This window comes from Helicobacter pylori (assembly GCF_030323545.1).
Taxonomy (GTDB): Bacteria; Campylobacterota; Campylobacteria; order Campylobacterales; family Helicobacteraceae; genus Helicobacter; species Helicobacter pylori_CO.
The window spans coordinates 1,084,611-1,104,503 of record NZ_CP122954.1 but is presented as its reverse complement, the minus strand read 5'-3'; the positions used below and the strand labels follow the sequence as shown (position 1 = coordinate 1,104,503).

Genomic DNA, 19,893 nt, shown 5'->3' with positions numbered 1-19,893 from the left:
AACATAACACTGACAATACAAGCAAACTTATCATTTGGTTTTTGCGCCATTATTTTTTAGCCGGCTCATTTTCTTGGCTCTTTTGGTGCAAAATGAATTGAGCGATGGATTCTAGGTATTTTAAAATAAAAGGGGTTGCTAACATGGAAAAGACCACCATGAGGATAAGGAGTTGGTGGATGTCATTTTGAGCGATATTTAAGATATTTTTTTGGTGCAAAAAACCAAGAATCCCTTTTTTTTCTTGCAAATTAAAGAGCTGGTGCGAGCCTGAATTTAAAAAGATAACAAAAGAAAACTCCCCGATTTGCGCTAAAGAAAGGGCGGTTTTGATGGCAGTTTTAGCGTCTCTAAAAAAACGCAAAAGCGCATAAATGATAGCAGTCTTAAAACCCATCACTAAAATGAGTAAGAAGATGACAACAAAGAATTTCTCCATAAAGAAACTCACATTAATTTGCATCCCTATCGTAATGAAAAAAAGGGCTAAGAAGAGATTTTTTAATTGCGCGAATTCTTCTTGGACATTGATTTTATAGCGCGATTTAGAAATCGCCATGCCCACAATGAACGCTCCTAAAGACATAGAAAACCCAAAAAAATGGCTCAACCCTGCTGCGCTGCAAACAATCACTAAAATCGTGCCTATAAAGATTTCAGGCAAGCGCGTGTCTTTTGCTTGCTCTAAGATGAGATTAGCCCCTTTTTTTCCAGGCAATAATAAAAGAACTAAAATAATCCCTGCTGAAATAAGGGTTTTAAGAATGAGTAAATTGACATTAGAATCTTTACTGCCTAGAATAGTGAGAATTAAAAGCATGGGAATGGCGGCAATATCTTGGAAAATCAAAATCCCCACCGCACTCTTTCCCATGGGCGTGCTAAGCTGTTTGGAATCTTCAAAGAATTTCAGCACAATAGCGGTTGAAGAGAGCGAAAGCCCCATGCCTAAAACAAGGGAAAAAATGGGTGAAAGACCTAAAACAAAATACCCCACTAAAAAAGCGATTAAAGCGCATAAAATTACTTGTAAAAGCCCAAAAACCAGCACTTCTTGTTTGATGGATTTGAGCTTGTCAAAATTAAACTCAATGCCTATCATAAACATTAAAAAGACGATACCAAATTCACCAATATCAGACAACAAATTAAAATCATTAATTTTAAAAAAAGCTGCTAAGACCGTTCCTGTGCAAATGTAGCCAATGATAACAGGCATGTCTAATTTCTTTAAAAAGATTCCAAAGCCTACAGCAAGCCATAAGCCAGCAATAACAATATAAAGTGTGCTGTTTTCCATAAAAACCTTTCCCCAGTAGAATCGATTTGTTTTAAAGAAATCAAAGCGAAACTATCCTATTAAATTGAGCCATTAAATAGCACTATTGAATAAAATAATATCTATCAAATATATATAAGTAATTTATTATTTAAATCTTACTAAATCCGCCTTCAAACGCAAACACCAAACACTCTATTGAGTAAAATAAAAATTAAAACGCCAAGATTATACTGCGCTAAGGCAAACTTTCTATTTATGAAAAAGATTTTTGAACCCCAACCTTTCAAGAGTCGGCTAGGGTTTAATTTGATGAAGAAGAGCGAATGAAAGAATGAGTTAGAAAGTAAAGACATAATCCACATACCAAGAATAGTAGCGGATAAGCCCTACATCTTTGCTGCCCTGATTAACCATAGGGAATTTCACGCCCGCTTCAAACGCGCTGCGATCCCCAACGCGCATTCTTCCGCCTAAATTCCATAAGAACTGGAATCTCGTTTGATTGACATCATAAGGGAACATCCAAGTGTTTCCGGCTAATTGAACGCCACCGATGAGACCCAGAGCGAATTTATCCAAAGGAATGAGATTGACAATCAAATCGCCACCGCCACCATAGGTGAGCAAATTGGTTTTGGTGTGTTCAGTCCCTGAAGTGTTAAACCAGTCTAAAAAGCCATACACCCTAGCCCCAAACCATTTGTTGGCAAAGCCTACAAAACCTAATTTGAAATTCAAACCATAAAGATCATTGCCATGGTGCCAATCAGAGTAATTGCTGTTATAAGGGCCGTAACGACCTTGCTGATAACCCGCACCCATAAAAAACCCATTCACTTCGCCAGCAAGCGCTAAACTCGCACTCAAGCTTAAAATACAAGCAATTCTTTTAATCATAATAAATCCTTCTTGTTGAATTAAAGTTACGCCCTAAAATCGGTTATTTTTCTAAAAGGTTTAATTTTTTATCAAAGATGAGATTTTTAGAGCTTAAAATATTAATTGAATAGGCATAAGCGGGATACACCCACAAAACTACCTCAAACTTTTAAAATACAAATTTTTAAGATACAAATAGGTATAATCACCAACTTTAATCATTTAACAAAAGGGAGTTCTATGAAAAATACTTTCAAAGCGTTTGCCTTTTTAATCGTATTTTTTTCAAGCGCTCTGTTGGCACAGGATTTAAAAATCGCTGCTGCTGCTAATCTCACACGCGCTTTAAAAGCCCTTGTTAAAGAATTTCAAAAAGAACACCAAAAAGACGCTATTAGAATTAGTTTTAATTCTTCAGGCAAACTCTACGCTCAAATCACTCAAAACGCCCCTTTTGATTTATTCATTTCAGCAGATATTACTAGACCTAAAAAGCTTTATGATGAAAAAATAACCCCTTTTAAAGAAGAAGTCTATGCTAAAGGCGTGTTGGTTTTGTGGAGTGAAAATCTAAAAGTGGATTCTTTAGAAATTCTTAAAGACCCTAAAATTAAATATATCGCTATGGCTAATCCTAAACTAGCCCCTTATGGAAAAGCCAGTATGGAAGTCTTAGAGCATTTAAAACTCACTTCCAGTCTTAAACCTAAAATCATTTATGGCACTTCTGTTTCTCAAGCCCATCAATTTGTCGCTACTAAAAACGCTCAAATAGGCTTTGGAGCGTTATCCTTGATGGATAAAAAAGATAAAAACCTCTCTTATTTCATCATTGATAAAGCCCTTTATAACCCTATTGAACAAGCCTTGATCACTACTAAAAATGGGGCTAATAACCCTTTAGCCAAAGCCTTTAAAGATTTTTTATTCAACCCTAAAGCTAGAGCTATTTTTAAAGAATACGGCTATATTGTGGATTAAAACGCATAAAAAAGGCGAGCAATGGATCATGAGTTTTTGATTACCATGCGTTTGAGCTTTTCTCTAGCCTTTATTACCACCCTTATTTTACTCCCTATAGGGATTTTTTTAGGCTATTTTTTAAGCCTTAAACGCAATCTCTTAATGAGCTTAACAGAAACGCTTGTGTATATGCCTTTAGTTTTACCTCCAAGCGTGCTAGGGTTTTATCTTCTTTTAATCTTTTCGCCTTCTTCTTTTTTGGGAGCGTTTTTACAAGATGCGTTAAATGTGAAACTTGTTTTTAGTTTTCAAGGGCTTGTTTTAGGGAGTGTGATTTTTTCTTTACCTTTTATGGTAAGCCCTATTAAAAGCGCGTTAATTTCCTTGCCCACTTCTTTAAAAGAAGCCAGTTATAGTTTGGGTAAGGGGGAATATTACACCCTTTTTTTTGTCCTACTCCCTAACATCAAACCCAGTTTATTGATGGCTATCATTACCACTTTCACGCACACTATCGGTGAATTTGGCGTGGTGATGATGCTTGGGGGTGATATATTAGGGGAAACAAGAGTGGCTAGTATTGCGATTTTTAACGAAACTGAAGCGCTCAATTACCCTAAAGCCTACCAATACGCCTTAACGCTCACGCTTATCAGTTTTAGCCTCTTGTTTGTTACCCTATTTTTGAATAAAAAACAAAGCTCGTTTTTATGATAAAAGCGCGGTTTAAAAAACACCTTTTAGGATCTAGGGGCGCGTTTGATTTGAATATAGACTTAGAAATGAAAGAAGCGGAAGTTGTCGCTTTATTAGGAGAATCGGGAGCGGGTAAAAGCACGATTTTACGCATTTTAGCAGGGCTTGAAGCGGTGAGTAGCGGCTATATTGAAGTCAATCGTTCAGTGTGGCTAGACACTCAAAAAAAGATTTTTTTAAAACCACAACAACGAAAAATCGGCTTTGTGTTTCAAGATTACGCTCTATTTCCTCATTTAAACGTGTATCAAAACATCGCCTTTGCTCACCCTAAAGATAAAAATAAAATCCACGAAGTGTTACGCTTAATGCGTTTAGAAAATCTAAGCCAGCAAAAAATTCTTCAACTCTCTGGCGGACAAGCCCAACGAGTTGCTTTAGCAAGAGCTTTAATTGCAGCCAAGAATTTATTGCTTTTAGATGAGCCTTTAAACGCCCTAGATAACGCCTTAAAAAACGAAGTACAACAAGGTTTGCTTGATTTTATCAAGCGTGAAAATTTAAGCGTGCTATTAGTCAGTCATAACCCCAATGAAATAACCAAACTCGCGCAAACTTCTCTCTTTTTAAACAATGGCGTTATTGATCCTAATCAAGAAAATCGGCTTTTTTCAAACCGCTTGTTGATAAAACCTCTCTTTGAAGATGAAAATTATTGCCATTATGAGGTCATTCCTCAAACGATCAGTTTGCCAAAAGATTGTCTGAATCCAACTTTTAAGCTTGATTTCAATCAAGGCAAAAAATTTTAGAAATATTTTACTTTTCTCTTAAAACCCTCTTATTTTTCAAAAATGCAAACTTTATGCGCCCATTTTAGGATTAGAAATAACGCTAAAGTCTTAGGGAGTGGCTCTCATAACAACCGCCAAAATCAAACCCTTTTATGATTAGCGTTCAATGAAAACAGAGTCAATCTTTTAGCTTTTCAAAAAATTCTCTATTCTTTTGACGCTCTCTGTTTTGCCTAAAATAAAAAGCGCTTCTTTAAGGCCTATCCCGCCCCCCTTACCCAAAAGGGCTAATCTTAAGGGCTGCATGAAACTACCCGCTTTAATCTTTTCTTCTTCAATGATTTTGTGCATGGCGTTTTCTAGCGCACTTTCATCGTTGAAATTGGCTTTATTCAATTCCAGCTTAAATTTTTCTAACAAGGGCGTAACGAGCGCTTGATTGAGCTTTTTAAAAACCTTTTCTTCATACTCTATAGGAGCGATCAAAACCTCATCTATTTTAAGGGCTAATTCTTTTAAAGTTTGGGATCTTTCTTTGAGAGCGTCCAACAAGCGATCCAATTGAGCGGGGTTTAAATGCGAGAGATCGCTAAAACTAAAAGGCTTTAAAAGTTTTAACAATTCTTGCGTGCTTTGGTTTTTTAAATAGTGAGCGTTGAGCCAATTAAGTTTGTGCCAGCTGAAGCAACTGGGCGAAGAATTTAAATCTTTAGGGTCAAATAATTCTAGCAATTCTTGCATGCTAAAAATTTCTTTATCTTGATAGCTCCACCCCAAACGCACTAAAAAATTCACCAAGGCTTCCTTAAGATAGCCCATTTCTTGATAGTCCATCACATTAGTGGCCCCATGGCGTTTGCTTAATTTTTGCCCTTCTTCATTCAAAATCATCGGCACATGGAAAAAATTAGGGATTTTAAAATTTAAAGCCTTATAGAGAACGATTTGTTTAGGGGTGTTAGAAAGGTGATCATCGCCTCTAATCACATCAGTAATCCCCATTAAAGCGTCATCAATGGTAACCACAAAGTTATAAGTGGGCGTTCCATCGCTCCTGGCGATAATAAAATCGTCTAATTCGCTAGTATTCACTTTCACTTCGCCTTTAACCCCATCATTAAAACCAATCACCTCATTTTGCGGGACTTTAATCCTTACCACAGGCTCTATGCCTTTAGGGGGCGTGCCTTTAAAATCACGATAACGATTGTCATAGCGTGGGGTTTCTTTCCTGGTCTTTTGTTCTTCTCTCAAAGCATCCAACTCATCTTTACTCATGTAGCAGTAATAGGCTTTGTCTTCATCTAAGAGTTTTTGGATATATTCTTTATAAATTTCAAAGCGTTTGGATTGATAAAGGATTTCTCCATCGTATTCTAGCCCTACCCATTTGAAAGCCTCTATAATGGCGTTAGCCGCTTCTATAGAGTTGCGGCTCAAATCCGTGTCTTCAATGCGTAAAAAAAATTTTCCTTGATTGGCTCGTGCAAAAAGATAATTGAAAATGGCTGTTCTTAAGCCTCCTATGTGGAGATAGCCAGTGGGCGATGGAGCGAAGCGCGTAACGATCAAACTCATTATTCTAACCTTAAAAATAAAATACGCTTATTGTATTCAAAAATGGCTTAAAAATGGTTTCACTTTTTTCTATTAAAATTAGTGTATGATTGAGATTATTTTTGATTAGGATTAACCATGCAATTTCCAAAAGCCTTATTACATTCATCATTCTTTTTACCTTTATTTTTATCTTTTTGTATCGCTGAAGAAAATGGGGCGTATGCGAGCGTGGGGTTTGAATATTCTATCAGTCATGCTATCCAACACAATAACCCTTTTTTCAATCAAGAACGCATCCAAACCATTTCTAACGCTCAAAATAAGATCGATAAGCTCAATCAAGTTAAAAATGAAATCACCAGCATGCCTAACACCTTTGCCTATATTAACAATAATTTAAAAAACCATTCTAAATTAACCCCCACTGAAATGCAAGCTGAGAAATACTACCTCCAATCCACCTTTCAAAATATTGAAAAAATCATCACACTTAGCGGTGGCGTTGCATCTAACCCCCAATTAGTCCAAGCATTAGAAAAAATACAAGAACCCACTAATAGCCCTTTAGAATTTGAAGAAAACTTAAAAAATTTAGAAGTGCAATTCAATCAATCCCAAAACCGCATGCTTTCTTCTTTATCTTCTCAAATCGCTCAAATTTCAAATTCCCTAAACGCGCTTGATCCTAACTCTTATTCTAAAAACATTTCAAGCATGTATGGGGTGAGTTTGAGCGTAGGGTATAAGCATTTCTTTACCAAGAAAAAAAATCAAGGGTTTCGCTATTACTTGTTCTATGACTATGGCTATACTAATTTTGGTTTTGTGGGTAATGGCTTTGATGGTTTGGGCAAAATGAATAACCACCTTTATGGGCTTGGAATAGACTATCTTTATAATTTCATTGATAATGCGCAAAAACATTCTAGCGTGGGTTTTTATGCGGGCTTTGCTTTAGCGGGGAGTTCGTGGGTAGGGAGTGGTTTGAGCATGTGGGTGAGCCAAACGGATTTTATCAACAACTATTTGACCAATTATCAGGCTAAAATGCACACGAGTTTTTTCCAAATCCCTTTGAATTTTGGGGTTCGCGTGAATGTCAATAGGCATAACGGCTTTGAAATGGGCTTAAAAATCCCTTTAGCGGTCAATTCCTTTTATGAAACGCATGGCAAAGGGTTGAACACCTCTTTGTTTTTTAAACGCCTTGTCATGTTTAATGTGAGTTATGTTTATAGTTTTTAGGGGGGTAAATGCCTTCAAACGCTCTTTTGATTGAAGAAGTCGCTCGCCTAATCAATGTTTCTCACAGCAGCGTGCATAATTGGATCAAAACCAATCTTTTAGAGAAACTAGAGATTGATCGTAAAATTTATGTGAAAACAAGCTCTTTTTTAGATTTTTGCCGCAACCATTTAGGGAAAAACAAGCTCAACAAATACGCTAACAAATCCTTAAAAGGCGTGCATAACCATCAAGAATTGATTTTAAAATACCTAAAAATACTAGAAAATAGCTCTGATTTAGAAAAGTTGGGTTCTTATTATGAAGAAGAGCTTTCTAACACCACCAGAAATTTAGAAGGCATTTACTACACTCCTAATAAAATAGTAGAACAACTTTTCATGCTCCCTAAAGATTTTGATACCTCTCAAGCGGTTTTTTGCGATCCGGCTGTGGGGAGTGGGAATTTTATCATGCATGCTTTAAAACTGGGGTTTAAGGTTGAAAATATTTATGGCTATGATACGGACGCTTTTGCTATCGCTTTGACTAAGAAGCGTATTAAAGAGCGTTACCATTTAGATTGCCCTAATATTGCGCAAAAAGATTTTTTAAATTTAAAACACACCCCGCAATTTGATTGCATTTTCACTAACCCGCCATGGGGTAAGAAATACAACCAAAACCAAAAAGAAAATTTCAAACAGAAATTCAACCTCTCTCAAAGCCTAGATAGCGCGTCGCTCTTTTTTGTAGCGAGTTTGAATTGCTTAAAAGAAAACGCTCATTTGGGGCTATTATTACCCGAAAGTTGTTTGAATATTGATGCGTTTAGCAAAATGCGAGAAGTGGCTTTAAAGTTTCAAATTAGAAGCCTGATTGATTTTGACAAACCTTTTAAAAATCTAATGACTAAGGCTGTGGGTTTGGTGCTTAAAAAAACCCCTAACAAGGATCAAAAAATCTCATGCTTTTATCAAAATAGCAAGTTCAAACGCTCGCCCTCTTCTTTTTTTAACAACCCTAAAAAGATTTTTAATATCCATTGCTCTAGCAAAGAAAATAAAATTTTAGACCACCTTTTTTCCATTCCTCATATAACTTTAAAAAATAACGCTCATTTTGCTTTAGGGATTGTTACAGGTAACAATAAAGAAAAATTACACTCCAAACAAGAAAAAAATACCATTCCTATTTTTAGGGGTTCAGATATTTTAAAAGACGGCTTGAAAGCCCCTAGCCAATTCATTAACGCTGATTTAAAAGACTGCCAGCAAGTCGCTCCCTTAAGCCTTTATCAATCTAGAGAAAAAATCGTGTATAAATTCATTTCTTCAAAGCTTGTCTTTTTTTATGATAATAAGCAACGCCTTTTTTTAAATAGCGCGAACATGTTTGTTTTAAAAGAAAATTTCCCCATCAACGCTCATGCGCTAAAAGAATTATTGAACAGCGATTTAATGCAATTTATTTTTGAATCGCTTTTTAAAACGCATAAAATCTTAAGAAAAGATTTGGAATGTTTGCCCCTATTTGTGCAATTTATTAACAATAGTTTTGATGAAAAATTTTATTTAAAAAATTTAGGGATAGAAAAAAAAGACCCTAAACATTTTACAATCAGGAAAAATCATGCATGTTGCTTGCCTTTTGGCTTTAGGGGATAATCTCATCACGCTTAGCCTTTTAAAAGAAATCGCTTTCAAACAGCAACAACCCCTTAAAATCCTAGGCACTCATTTGACTTTAAAGATCGCTAGGCTTTTAGAATGCGAAAAATATTTTGAAATCATTCCTCTTTTTGAAAATGTCCCTGCTTTTTATGATTTTAAAAAACAAGGCGTTTTTTTAGCGATGAAGGATTTTTTATGGTTGTTAAAAGCGATTAAAAAGCACAAAATCAAACATTTGATTTTAGAAAAACAGGATTTTAGAAGCGCTCTTTTAGCCAAATTCATTCCCATAACCACTCCCAATAAAGAAATTAAAAATGTTTATCACAACCGCCAGGAGTTGTTTTCTCAAGTTTATGGGCATGTTTTTGACAATTCTTCATATCCCATGAATTTAAAAAACCCTAAAAAGATTTTGATCAACCCTTTCACAAGATCCATAGACCGAAGTATCCCTTTAGAGCATTTGCAAATTATTTTAAAGCTCTTAAAACCCTTTTGTGTTACGCTTTTAGATTTTGAAGAACGATACACTTTTTTACAAAATGAAGTCGCTCATTATCGCGCTAAAACCAGTTTAGAAGAAGTTAAAAATCTGATTTTAGAAAGCGATTTGTATATAGGGGGGGATTCGTTTTTGATCCATTTGGCTTACTATTTAAAGAAAAATTATTTTATCTTTTTTTATAGGGATAATGACGATTTCATGCCGCCTAATGGCGGAAATGAAAATTTTTTAAAAGCCCACAAAAGCCATTCTATAGAACAGGATTTAGCCAAAAAATTCCGTCATTTGGGGCTATTGTAATATTGTGTTATACTTCTAATCTCAATTTTGCTTGTTAGGACATTCATGAAAAATATTAGAAATATCGCTGTAATCGCGCATGTTGATCATGGGAAAACCACTTTAGTAGATGGCTTACTTTCTCAATCTGGCACATTTAGTGAGAGGGAAAAAGTGGATGAAAGGGTGATGGATAGCAACGATTTAGAAAGAGAAAGAGGCATTACTATCCTGTCTAAAAACACCGCTATTTATTACAAAGACACTAAAATCAATATCATTGACACTCCCGGGCATGCTGATTTTGGGGGCGAAGTGGAGCGCGTTTTAAAAATGGTGGATGGGGTGTTGCTTTTAGTGGACGCTCAAGAAGGGGTCATGCCTCAAACTAAATTCGTGGTTAAAAAGGCTTTGAGTTTTGGGATTTGCCCCATTGTGGTGGTGAATAAAATTGATAAGCCTGCCGCTGAACCGGACAGAGTGGTGGATGAAGTTTTTGACTTGTTCGTAGCGATGGGGGCTAGCGATAAACAATTGGATTTCCCTGTGGTGTATGCTGCTGCTAGAGATGGCTATGCGATGAAAAGTTTAGACGATGAAAAGAAAAATTTAGAGCCTTTGTTTGAAACGATTTTAGAGCATGTGCCAAGCCCTAGCGGGAGCGTTGATGAGCCTTTGCAAATGCAAATTTTTACGCTTGATTATGACAATTATGTAGGCAAAATCGGTATCGCTAGAGTGTTTAACGGCTCGGTTAAAAAGAATGAAAGCGTGCTGTTGATGAAAAGCGATGGGAGTAAAGAGAATGGCCGTATCACTAAGCTTATAGGCTTTTTAGGACTGGCTAGGACTGAGATTGAAAACGCTTATGCGGGCGATATTGTAGCGATTGCCGGCTTTAACGCAATGGATGTGGGCGATAGCGTCGTTGATCCTGCTAACCCCATGCCTTTAGACCCCATGCATTTAGAAGAGCCTACAATGAGCGTGTATTTTGCCGTCAATGATTCGCCCTTAGCCGGGTTAGAAGGAAAGCATGTTACTGCCAATAAATTGAAAGACAGGCTCTTAAAAGAAATGCAAACCAATATCGCTATGAAATGCGAAGAAATGGGCGAAGGCAAGTTTAAAGTGAGCGGGCGTGGGGAATTGCAAATCACTATTTTAGCTGAAAATTTACGCCGTGAAGGGTTTGAGTTTAGCATTTCACGCCCTGAAGTCATCATTAAAGAAGAAAATGGCGTTAAATGCGAGCCTTTTGAGCATTTAGTGATTGACACGCCCCAAGATTTTAGCGGGGCTATCATTGAGAGATTAGGCAAAAGAAAAGCCGAGATGAAAGCGATGAATCCCATGAGCGACGGCTATACAAGATTAGAATTTGAAATCCCTGCAAGAGGGCTTATCGGCTATAGGAGCGAGTTTTTAACCGACACTAAGGGCGAAGGCGTGATGAATCATAGCTTTTTAGAATTCCGCCCTTTCAGCGGGAGCGTGGAATCGCGCAAAAATGGGGCGCTAATCAGCATGGAAAATGGCGAAGCGACCGCTTTTTCGCTATTCAATATCCAAGAAAGAGGCACGCTTTTTATCAACCCCCAAACTAAGGTTTATGTGGGCATGGTCATTGGCGAGCACAGTAGGGATAATGATTTAGATGTCAATCCCATCAAATCCAAGCATTTAACCAACATGAGAGCGAGCGGGAGCGATGATGCGATCAAACTCACCCCGCCTAGGACTATGGTGTTGGAAAGAGCGTTAGAATGGATTGAAGAAGATGAGATTTTAGAAGTTACCCCCTTGAATTTAAGGATTAGGAAAAAGATTTTAGACCCTAACATGAGGAAAAGGGCGAAGAAATAAATAGAATTTTTTGGAATGCATGCGAATTTATTCAACCAAAACGCTAGTAAAAAAGATGTTTTTTTGCACAATTTACGCTCCAATAATGGGCGTTACAAACGCTACATAAAAGCCCCTTTAAGATATGGTGGGGGCAAGTCTTTAGCTGTAGGGTTAATAGTGGAGTATATACCTAATGGTGTGCGTAGGGTTATTAGCCCTTTTATAGGTGGGGGGAGCGTAGAAATTGCATGCGCAACAGAGTTGGGTTTAGAAGTGCTAGGCTTTGATATTTTTGACATTTTAGTGAATTTTTATCAAGCGCTGCTCAAAGACAAACAAGCTCTTTATGATAATTTGTTCTCTTTAGAACCTAATCAAGAAACTTACAGCATTATCAAACAAGAGTTAAAAGCCCACTATAAAAAAGAATGCGTTTTAGACCCTTTAATTTTGGCTAGAGATTATTACTTTAACTTTAATTTAAGCTACGGGCCGGGATTTTTAGGGTGGATGAGTAAAATTTACACTGACAAACAACGCTATCTAAACGCCCTTTTAAAAATTAAAGATTTTAACGCCCCTAGTTTAAAGGTGGAATGCTCTAGTTTTGAAGAAGTGTTGCTCGCTTATCCTAATGATTTTTTCTATCTTGACCCCCCTTATGTGTTAGAAAATTCTAAAATGTTTAAAGGGATTTATCCTATGCGTAATTTTCCTATCCACCATAATGGTTTTAAACATGAAGTCTTAGCTCGCATGTTAAAAAGGCATAGAGGGCCATTTATTTTAAGTTATAATGACTGCGAATTTGTAAGGAATGCTTATAAAGATTTTAAAATTTTAGAGCCATCTTGGCAATACACTATGGGACAAGGCGAGATCAGAATGGGTAAAAATCGCTTAGAAAGAGGCGATAATAACCATGTCAAACAATCTCATGAGTTATTGATTATCAAGGAGTAAAATGCATATTAGCGAAGTCAAAACTGCCTTTAAAATCGCTGATGTAGAATACGTGAAAGACAGCACAAAGTTAAATTTCAACTATCTTAAGGATTTAAAAGATGAAAACAATCAATCTTTATCTCAAAATATTTTAACTCAAAATGTGGCTAGAGTGTATTTAATTGTAGTGGATGGTGAGATTAAAAAAATCGGTGGCTCTCAAGCAGATGGCGGGATTAAAAGCACACTCAATATTTATAAAGATGGGGGAGTCAAAGGGAGGCCTAGTATTAGAAGTTTTGGTGTGTGGTATTTTCTTTATCACACAATACTCACAGGGGCTAAAATAGAATTTTACATGATTTATCAGCCTAATTTTGAAACTCAAGTGAAAGGCTTGTTTGGTTTTCATGCAATCAAAGACGCAAGCATCAGCTATAAACTTTTAGAGCAAGCTTGCTTGACGGATTATAGAAACAATAACAATGATGCATTACCCGAATGGAATGTGCAAGAGCAAGGTAAAGATTGGCCAAACGATATTAAAGATGAGCATGCCAATATCACTCAAAAAGCTCAAAACAGAGAAAAGGCCGTCCATAGAAAAGCGATTGACAAACCTAGCGGAATTTTAAAAGATTAAGAAATAGTCTTAACCCAGTCTCAAAAAAGAACTTTAAGTTTTTACTCCATTTAAAAAGTGTGGGTTTAGATGAAAGGAAAAAATAAAACTTGTATAAGGTAGCAGATATTTTTTGTGGTGCTGGAGGATTGAGCTATGGCTTTTCTATGCACCCTTATTTTGAATTAATATGGGCTAATGATATAGACAAGGACGCTATTTTAAGCTATCAAGCCAATCATAAAGAAACGCAAACCATTTTATGCGATATTATGCAACTTAATTGCCACAACTTACCATGCGTTTCAATTGATATTCTACTAGGCGGACCACCATGCCAGAGCTATTCTACCCTTGGCAAAAGAAAAATGGATGAAAAAGCGAATCTGTTTAAAGAATATTTGCGGCTCTTGGATTTAGTAAAACCAAAAATGTTTGTTTTTGAAAATGTGGTGGGTTTAATGTCTATGCAAAAAGGGCAATTATTCAAACAAATTTGTAACGCTTTTAAAGAGAGAGGTTATATTTTAGAGCATGCCATTTTAAACGCCCTAGATTATGGTGTGCCTCAAATAAGAGAGCGAGTGATTTTAGTGGGCGTGCTCAAAAGCTTTAAACAAAAATTCCACTTCCCCAAACCCATAAAAACGCATTTTTCTCTAAAAGACGCTTTAGGGGATTTACCACCCATTCAAGGCGGTGAAAATGGTGATGCTTTAGGTTATCTTAAAAATGCGGATAATGTTTTTTTGGAATTTGTGCGAAATTCTAAAGAATTAAGCGAACATAGCAGTCCTAAAAACAATGAAAAACTTATAAAAATCATGCAAACGCTAAAAGACGGACAGAGTAAAGACGATTTGCCAGAAAATTTACGCCCCAAAAGTGGTTATACTAATACCTATGCCAAAATGTGGTGGGAAAAACCAGCCCCCACCATTACAAGAAATTTTTCTACCCCAAGCAGTTCTAGGTGTATCCATCCAAGAGACTCTAGAGCGTTAAGCATTAGAGAGGGGGCAAGATTGCAAAGCTTTCCTGATAATTATAAATTTTATGGGAGCACTAGCGCTAAAAGATTGCAAATTGGCAATGCCGTTCCGCCTTTATTGAGTGTAGCGCTCGCACAGGCGGTTTTTGACTTTTTAAAGGGGTAAGATGTTTAACAATAATGACTTTAAGGATTACAGAAAATTACTGGGTTTTGGTTCGCAAAATGCGTTTAAGGAATTTTTAGGCACTAAAGACATACAACCTTGCGTTGATTTCAGTTATTTAAACGCACTCAAAAAAAGGCTTATTGAAATTTTTAGCGCTATCAATAGTATTTATTGTTTTAAATATAATGAGTATGAATTGGAATGCTTTTTTAAAAACTCCATAGAGCAAGTGTTTTCAAAGATAGTGGATACTTATATTATTTATAAGCTGAATAATCAAGGCAGAAGACCTGAAGAAGTGTGTTTTTCTTGGATGCGTGGGTTTTTAGTAGCGGAGTTTTTTAAGAATTTTATCGCTTGTCTTTTTGGCGCACAAAAAGAAACCATTAAATTTTTTGGTGGTGATAATTTTGAGAGCATAGAAAGCTTTAAAAGAAGTCCTAAAGCCGATTTTTTGTTAGACAATCATTTACTGCTAGAAGTTCAAAGCGGGTTTCAAGGGATCAATGATATTAAAGAACATAAAGTTATAGAAGCTAAAAGGCGTTTGATAACGGATAAAATCCCTACTATTGTGGTGCATTTTGATCTGTTTAACGGGCAAGTAGCGTGCGTAGAAATTTCTAAAATCAAAGACAATGATTTGAATTGGATAACCCGCCAACAAATGGAAGGGCAGAGCGTTTTTAATATTTCGCAAAACTTTTTTGATTACAAAATTACAGAAATACCTAGTAAGCCGCTTTCATAAAAACCAATAGTATAACGGCCTAAATAAAATACAAGATAATGGCATTAAAATGTGGTAGGTGGATTGAATGTTCGTTATTTTTTTGCCCAACATTCAGCGTGAGCGTGTCCCTCAAATGAGGGAGCGAGTGTTTAGTGGGCACATTCAAAAGCTTTAAACAAAAATCCCACTCCCCCAAACTCATAAAAATGCATTTTTTCAATCAACTTATACATTGATTTGCCTTAGCCTTTTTATTGCCTTCTATTAAAAGTGATCCCATAAACTTCATTCCTGATTTGGAATAAGGGATCAGTAGGGGCTTCTACGCCTTTAGGGAGATCGGCTGGGAAATACACGTCTTTATTGCAACCCATTCCTTCGTATTTTTCAACTTTCAATGTCCCTACCAACAATTCTTTGTGTTTGCCTTTCCAAAGTGCGGTCGTGTCGTTGGTGGCATCATTTTTATTCGCAAACACCAGATACATTTGGTACTCTATGGGTTTAGTTTTAAGGTGTTGTTGGAATGAAGAAAGCAGATAATTTGAATCTTTTTGCTTTAATTCTTGGGGGTTAAGATACTTGATGCCGTCTTTAGGCACAAATTTCCATCTCGCAGGCAATAATTTTTCTTTCTTATCTTTAAACTTGAACGCATGAACGCTATAATAAGGCGTGTTAGCCACGCTTGAGCTAATCCCTATCGTTTTGGTGTAAGCGGCAAAATTCCTATAAGAGGGGACTTCTTCATAAAGCTTTTTGATTCTTGCTTCATCCACCTTGCCATTTTTAGGGATTCTCATCTCAAAAAATTGGGCGAATTCGTTAGGGTTTTTGGCAAAATTGATTTCTGTATTGAGCATCACCATTGTCCAGCTAGCGTTTTGATTTTCTAATTTTAACGCCATTCCCCTAACTTTGCTTTTATCATCCATCGCCACGCCTCCTAAAGAATACCTTACAGATGCAGGGATTTCTTTTTCATTGAGTAATGGCACATCTAAATCCTCTTTTGCTTGCGGGTTAGGGAGGAACACGCCTTTAGCGCAAAACCCCTTAGTGTGGTTGATTTTCATTTTAGGCTCTTTGGCGTTGAGTTTGTAGAAAATATCCGCAATCTCTTCAGTGCTCACTTCATGGGCTTTTAAAAAACCCAAGCTAAAAACCAAACACAAGCTCAAACCAATTTTTTTCATTCTTGATCCTTTATTATTAATTTATATAAACAATGCCTTTTATTGTATCAGTAAATTCCCTATTTGGCCTTAAAAAAGCCTTTTTTAGTATCTTATTAGGTCTTAAAAAATTATCCTATCCATTTGCATGCTCATCAGCAAGCTTTTAAGGATAAACTTGTGTTTTAAATTTTGTGATTTTTAAGAAAAATTAGCTTGATTTTAAACTAAATCTATATTCTTTTATGCTACAATTATTTCTACAGAGTAATTTATCTATTCTCAGGTAAAGTAAGGAAGAGGAATGAAATTAAAGAAACGAAAAGTTGCGGCTACATTGCTAAAGCGTTTTACCTTGCCACTATTGTTCACTACGGGTTCATTAGGGGCGGTTACTTATGAAGTGCATGGGGATTTTATCAACTTCTCCAAAGTGGGTTTTAACCGTTCGCCTATTAACCCTGTTAAAGGTATCTATCCCACAGAAACTTTTGTTAACCTTACGGGTAAGCTAGAGGGGTCTGTGCATTTAGGTAGGGGATGGACCGTGAATTTAGGCGGTGTTTTGGGAGGACAAGTTTATGATAACACTAGGTATGATAGGTGGGCAAAGGATTTTACCCCCCCAAGCTATTGGGATAAAACTTCTTGCGGCACTGATTCTTTGAGCCTTTGTATGAATGCCACTAAAATGTGGGAACAGCAAGGACCAGGCGGTATTATTGACCCTAGAGGTATTGGCTATATGTATATGGGTGAGTGGAACGGCTTGTTCCCTAACTACTATCCGGCTAACGCCTACTTGCCTGGGCATTCAAGGCGCTATGAAGTTTATAAAGCGAATCTTACCTATGATAGCGACAGAGTCCATATGGTAATGGGGCGTTTTGATGTTACGGAGCAGGAGCAAATGGATTGGATTTACCAATTGTTCCAAGGTTTTTATGGGACTTTCAAGCTTACGAATAAGATGAAATTCTTGCTCTTTAGCTCTTGGGGTCGTGGTATCGCTGATGGTCAATGGTTGTTCCCTATCTATCGTGAAAAGCCTTGGGGTATTCATAAAGCCGGTATTATTTATCGCCCTACAAAGAATTTATTGATCCACCCTTATGTGTATCTTATCCCACAAGTAGGCACATTGCCCGGTGTTAAAGTAGAGTATGATACCAACCCTGAGTTCAGAGGGATAGGCATTAGAAATAAAACGACTCTCTATGTGTTGTATGACTATCGTTGGAATAACGCTGAATACGGTCGTTACGCACCCGCTCGTTATAACACTTGGGATCCGTTCTTGGATAATGGTAAGTGGCGTGGCTTGCAAGGTCCTGGTGGTGCGACACTCTATTTGCACCACCATATAGACATTAACAACTACTTTGTGGTTGGTGGTGCTTATCTCAACATTGGTAACCCTAACATGAACTTAGGTACTTGGGGTAACCCTGTGGCTCTTGATGGTATCGAACAATGGGTCGGTGGCATCTACAGCTTAGGGTTTGCGGGGATTGACAACATTACCGATGCTGACGCGTTCACCGAGTATGTTAAAGGTGGAGGTAAGCATGGTAAGTTCAGTTGGAGCGTTTATCAGCGCTTCACCACCGCACCAAGGGCTTTGGAATATGGTATCGGTATGTATCTAGACTATCAGTTTAGCAAGCATGTTAAAGCGGGTCTCAAACTTGTGTGGTTAGAGTTCCAAATTCGTGCGGGTTACAACCCTGGAACCGGTTTCCTTGGGCCAAACGGTCAGCCACTTAACTTGAATAATGGTTTGTTTGAATCTTCTGCGTTCGCGCAAGGTCCTCAAAACATGGGCGGTATCGCAAAAAGTATTACCCAAGATAGAAGCCATTTGATGACACACATCAGTTATAGTTTCTAAGAGAGTTCCCCTATCTCTTAGGTATGCCTTTTTTGTATTTTTATTTTAATATCTTTGGGAGTTAGGGTTTTGGAAGTTAAGAAGTATTTTTCTTACTCTCTATTTTTTTTGCTTTTTTCTAGTCTTTTTTTATCCAAACTTCAAGCTTATGAATTCAACATGAGCATTGTTGGAAAGGTGAGCAGCTATACCAAGTTTGGCTTTAATAACCAAAGATACCAGCCTTCTAAAGACATTTATCCTACAGGTAGCTACACTTCTTTACTCGGTGAATTGAATTTGAGCATGGGTTTATACAAGGGTTTGAGAGCGGAAGTGGGGGCGATGATGGCAGCGCTCCCCTATGACTCTACCGCTTATCAAGGCAACAATATCCCTAATGGCCAGCCTGGCTCTAGGACTGATCCTTTTGGGGCGGGTATCTTTTGGCAATACATTGGTTGGTATGCGGGACATAGCGGTTTAAATGTGCAAAAACCTCGTTTAGCCATGGTGCATAACGCTTTTTTGAGCTACAACTACAAAAAAGACAAATTCAGTTTTGGTGTGAAAGGGGGGCGCTATGATGCTGAAGAGTATGATTGGTTCACTTCTTACACTCAAGGGGTTGAAGGCTTTGTCAAATACAAAGACACCAGATTCAGAGTGATGTATTCAGACGCTAGGGCTTCAGCGTCAAGCGACTGGTTTTGGTATTTTGGGCGTTACTATACAAGCGGTAAGGCTCTAATGATAGCGGATTTGAAATATGAAAAAGACAACCTAAAAATCAACCCTTATTTTTATGCGATCTTTCAAAGAATGTATGCACCAGGCATTAATATCACTTACGACACCAACCCTAATTTCAACAATAAAGGCTTTCGTTTTGTAGGCACTTTCGTGGGGTTTTTCCCCATTTTTGCCACTCCGGCTAATCAAAATGATATTATTCTATTCCAACAAGTGCCGCTAGGCAAGAGCGGGCAAACTTATTTCTTCCGCACTCGTTTTTACTATAACAAGTGGCAATTTGGGGGCAGTGTCTATAAAAATATCGGTAACGCTAATGGTGATATAGGTATTTATGGGGATCCTTTGGGGTATAATATCTGGACGAATAGTATTTATGACGCAGAAATTAACAATATTGTTGGTGCTGATGTTATCAACGGGTTTTTGTATGTAGGCTCACAATATAGAGGGTTTAGCTGGAAAATTTTAGGCCGTTGGACGGATAGCCCAAGGGCTGATGAAAGGAGTCTTGCACTCTTTTTGAGTTATTTTTCTAATAGGTATAATATTAGAATGGATTTAAAACTAGAATATTATGGCAATATCACCAAAAAAGGCTATTGTATTGGGTATTGTGGCATGTATGTTCCAGTCGATCCTAACGGGCCTGGCACGCAACCTTTAACACACAATGTGTATTCTGACCGAAGCCATATCATGTTTAACATCACTTATGGTTTTAGGATTTACTAGTATTTATCCTTAATGGGTATTTTTGATTAGCCTTTTTAAAATATTGAAAGGCTCTGCTCCAATCAAATATCAATACTCAAAAAGCCTTATTTAACTTTATTATTCAATATTTAATATACTAGAACAAAACACCACACCTACGCATTTCTTAAACAAGCTAAACGAGTTTAAAGATGATGTTTTTACCACACCAA

Annotated in this window: 19 protein-coding genes; 13 read left to right on the top strand and 6 right to left on the bottom strand. The window is 37.1% G+C overall.

The window, feature by feature from the left end; translation table 11 throughout:
• Positions 1-49 precede the first annotated feature (49 nt).
• The 3 genes from QAP06_RS05230 to QAP06_RS05220 all read right to left on the bottom strand — a co-directional run bounded on the left by QAP06_RS05230 (position 50) and on the right by QAP06_RS05220 (position 2,179).
• The gene (locus QAP06_RS05230; protein ID WP_000431950.1) at positions 50-1,300 is read right to left on the bottom strand and encodes a cation:proton antiporter; all 1,251 of its coding nucleotides are present in this window, start codon (positions 1,298-1,300) and stop codon (positions 50-52) included.
• Between the two features lie 152 nt (positions 1,301-1,452).
• Positions 1,453-1,635 carry a hypothetical protein gene (locus QAP06_RS05225; RefSeq protein WP_286465206.1) on the bottom strand — a complete coding sequence of 61 codons (183 nt, stop codon included), beginning with the start codon at positions 1,633-1,635 and terminating at the stop codon, positions 1,453-1,455.
• Positions 1,619-2,179 (bottom strand): outer membrane beta-barrel protein, encoded by a 561-nt coding sequence (locus QAP06_RS05220; protein ID WP_033602689.1) that lies wholly within the window; start codon positions 2,177-2,179, stop codon positions 1,619-1,621. Before QAP06_RS05220 ends, QAP06_RS05225 begins: the two co-directional genes overlap by 17 nt.
• A 222-nt stretch (positions 2,180-2,401) precedes the next feature.
• Between QAP06_RS05220 and modA the strand changes: the two genes are divergently transcribed.
• Genes modA through QAP06_RS05205 form a run of 3 tightly spaced genes read left to right on the top strand, consistent with a single transcriptional unit; the run spans position 2,402 to position 4,632 of the window.
• Positions 2,402-3,142 carry a molybdate ABC transporter substrate-binding protein gene (gene modA, locus QAP06_RS05215; RefSeq protein ID WP_286465198.1) on the top strand — a complete coding sequence of 247 codons (741 nt, stop codon included), beginning with the start codon at positions 2,402-2,404 and terminating at the stop codon, positions 3,140-3,142.
• 21 nt (positions 3,143-3,163) lie between these two features.
• Positions 3,164-3,838: a molybdate ABC transporter permease subunit gene (modB, locus tag QAP06_RS05210; RefSeq protein ID WP_286465197.1), complete on the top strand. Its 675-nt coding sequence runs from the start codon at positions 3,164-3,166 to the stop codon at positions 3,836-3,838.
• On the top strand, positions 3,835-4,632 hold the full coding sequence (locus QAP06_RS05205) for an ATP-binding cassette domain-containing protein (RefSeq protein WP_286465196.1): 798 nt from the start codon (positions 3,835-3,837) through the stop codon (positions 4,630-4,632). Before modB ends, QAP06_RS05205 begins: the two co-directional genes overlap by 4 nt.
• Positions 4,633-4,800: 168 nt before the next feature.
• On the opposite strand, the gene gltX is transcribed toward QAP06_RS05205, so the two are convergent.
• On the bottom strand, positions 4,801-6,192 hold the full coding sequence (gene gltX / locus QAP06_RS05195) for a glutamate--tRNA ligase (protein ID WP_286465195.1): 1,392 nt from the start codon (positions 6,190-6,192) through the stop codon (positions 4,801-4,803).
• Positions 6,193-6,309: 117 nt separating this feature from the next.
• On the opposite strand from gltX, the gene hopJ reads away from it, so the two are divergent.
• The 8 genes from hopJ to QAP06_RS05155 all read left to right on the top strand — a co-directional run bounded on the left by hopJ (position 6,310) and on the right by QAP06_RS05155 (position 15,184).
• Positions 6,310-7,419: a Hop family outer membrane protein HopJ/HopK gene (hopJ, locus tag QAP06_RS05190; RefSeq protein ID WP_286464960.1), complete on the top strand. Its 1,110-nt coding sequence runs from the start codon at positions 6,310-6,312 to the stop codon at positions 7,417-7,419.
• A gap of 8 nt (positions 7,420-7,427) precedes the next feature.
• Positions 7,428-9,065 carry a class I SAM-dependent methyltransferase gene (locus QAP06_RS05185; RefSeq protein WP_286465193.1) on the top strand — a complete coding sequence of 546 codons (1,638 nt, stop codon included), beginning with the start codon at positions 7,428-7,430 and terminating at the stop codon, positions 9,063-9,065.
• Positions 9,031-9,879: a glycosyltransferase family 9 protein gene (locus QAP06_RS05180; protein ID WP_286465192.1), complete on the top strand. Its 849-nt coding sequence runs from the start codon at positions 9,031-9,033 to the stop codon at positions 9,877-9,879. Before QAP06_RS05185 ends, QAP06_RS05180 begins: the two co-directional genes overlap by 35 nt.
• A gap of 45 nt (positions 9,880-9,924) precedes the next feature.
• A complete protein-coding gene (gene typA, locus QAP06_RS05175) occupies positions 9,925-11,724 on the top strand; it encodes a translational GTPase TypA (RefSeq protein ID WP_000790221.1) in 1,800 nt (599 codons plus the stop codon).
• Between the two features lie 15 nt (positions 11,725-11,739).
• Positions 11,740-12,669, top strand: a complete 930-nt coding sequence (locus tag QAP06_RS05170) for a DNA adenine methylase (RefSeq protein ID WP_286465190.1) — start codon at positions 11,740-11,742, stop codon at positions 12,667-12,669.
• 1 nt (position 12,670) lies between these two features.
• Positions 12,671-13,294, top strand: coding sequence for a GIY-YIG nuclease family protein (locus QAP06_RS05165; protein ID WP_286465189.1), 624 nt, complete (start codon positions 12,671-12,673; stop codon positions 13,292-13,294).
• An 89-nt stretch (positions 13,295-13,383) separates the two neighbouring features.
• The gene (locus tag QAP06_RS05160; RefSeq protein WP_286465187.1) at positions 13,384-14,430 is read left to right on the top strand and encodes a DNA cytosine methyltransferase; all 1,047 of its coding nucleotides are present in this window, start codon (positions 13,384-13,386) and stop codon (positions 14,428-14,430) included.
• A gap of 1 nt (position 14,431) precedes the next feature.
• The gene (locus QAP06_RS05155) at positions 14,432-15,184 is read left to right on the top strand and encodes a restriction endonuclease (protein WP_286465185.1); all 753 of its coding nucleotides are present in this window, start codon (positions 14,432-14,434) and stop codon (positions 15,182-15,184) included.
• Between the two features lie 19 nt (positions 15,185-15,203).
• On the opposite strand, the gene QAP06_RS05150 is transcribed toward QAP06_RS05155, so the two are convergent.
• The gene (locus tag QAP06_RS05150; RefSeq protein WP_245014067.1) at positions 15,204-15,386 is read right to left on the bottom strand and encodes a hypothetical protein; all 183 of its coding nucleotides are present in this window, start codon (positions 15,384-15,386) and stop codon (positions 15,204-15,206) included.
• 31 nt (positions 15,387-15,417) lie between these two features.
• Complete coding sequence (locus QAP06_RS05145) at positions 15,418-16,362, bottom strand: catalase family peroxidase (RefSeq protein WP_286465184.1); 945 nt, start codon at positions 16,360-16,362, stop codon at positions 15,418-15,420.
• Positions 16,363-16,645: 283 nt separating this feature from the next.
• Here QAP06_RS05145 and QAP06_RS05140 point away from each other — a divergent pair, with 283 nt between their 5' ends.
• Positions 16,646-18,232 (top strand): outer membrane family protein, encoded by a 1,587-nt coding sequence (locus QAP06_RS05140; protein ID WP_120814563.1) that lies wholly within the window; start codon positions 16,646-16,648, stop codon positions 18,230-18,232.
• Positions 18,233-18,301: 69 nt separating this feature from the next.
• Positions 18,302-19,699: an outer membrane beta-barrel protein HofD gene (hofD, locus tag QAP06_RS05135; RefSeq protein WP_286465183.1), complete on the top strand. Its 1,398-nt coding sequence runs from the start codon at positions 18,302-18,304 to the stop codon at positions 19,697-19,699.
• The last annotated feature ends 194 nt before the right edge of the window (positions 19,700-19,893 follow it).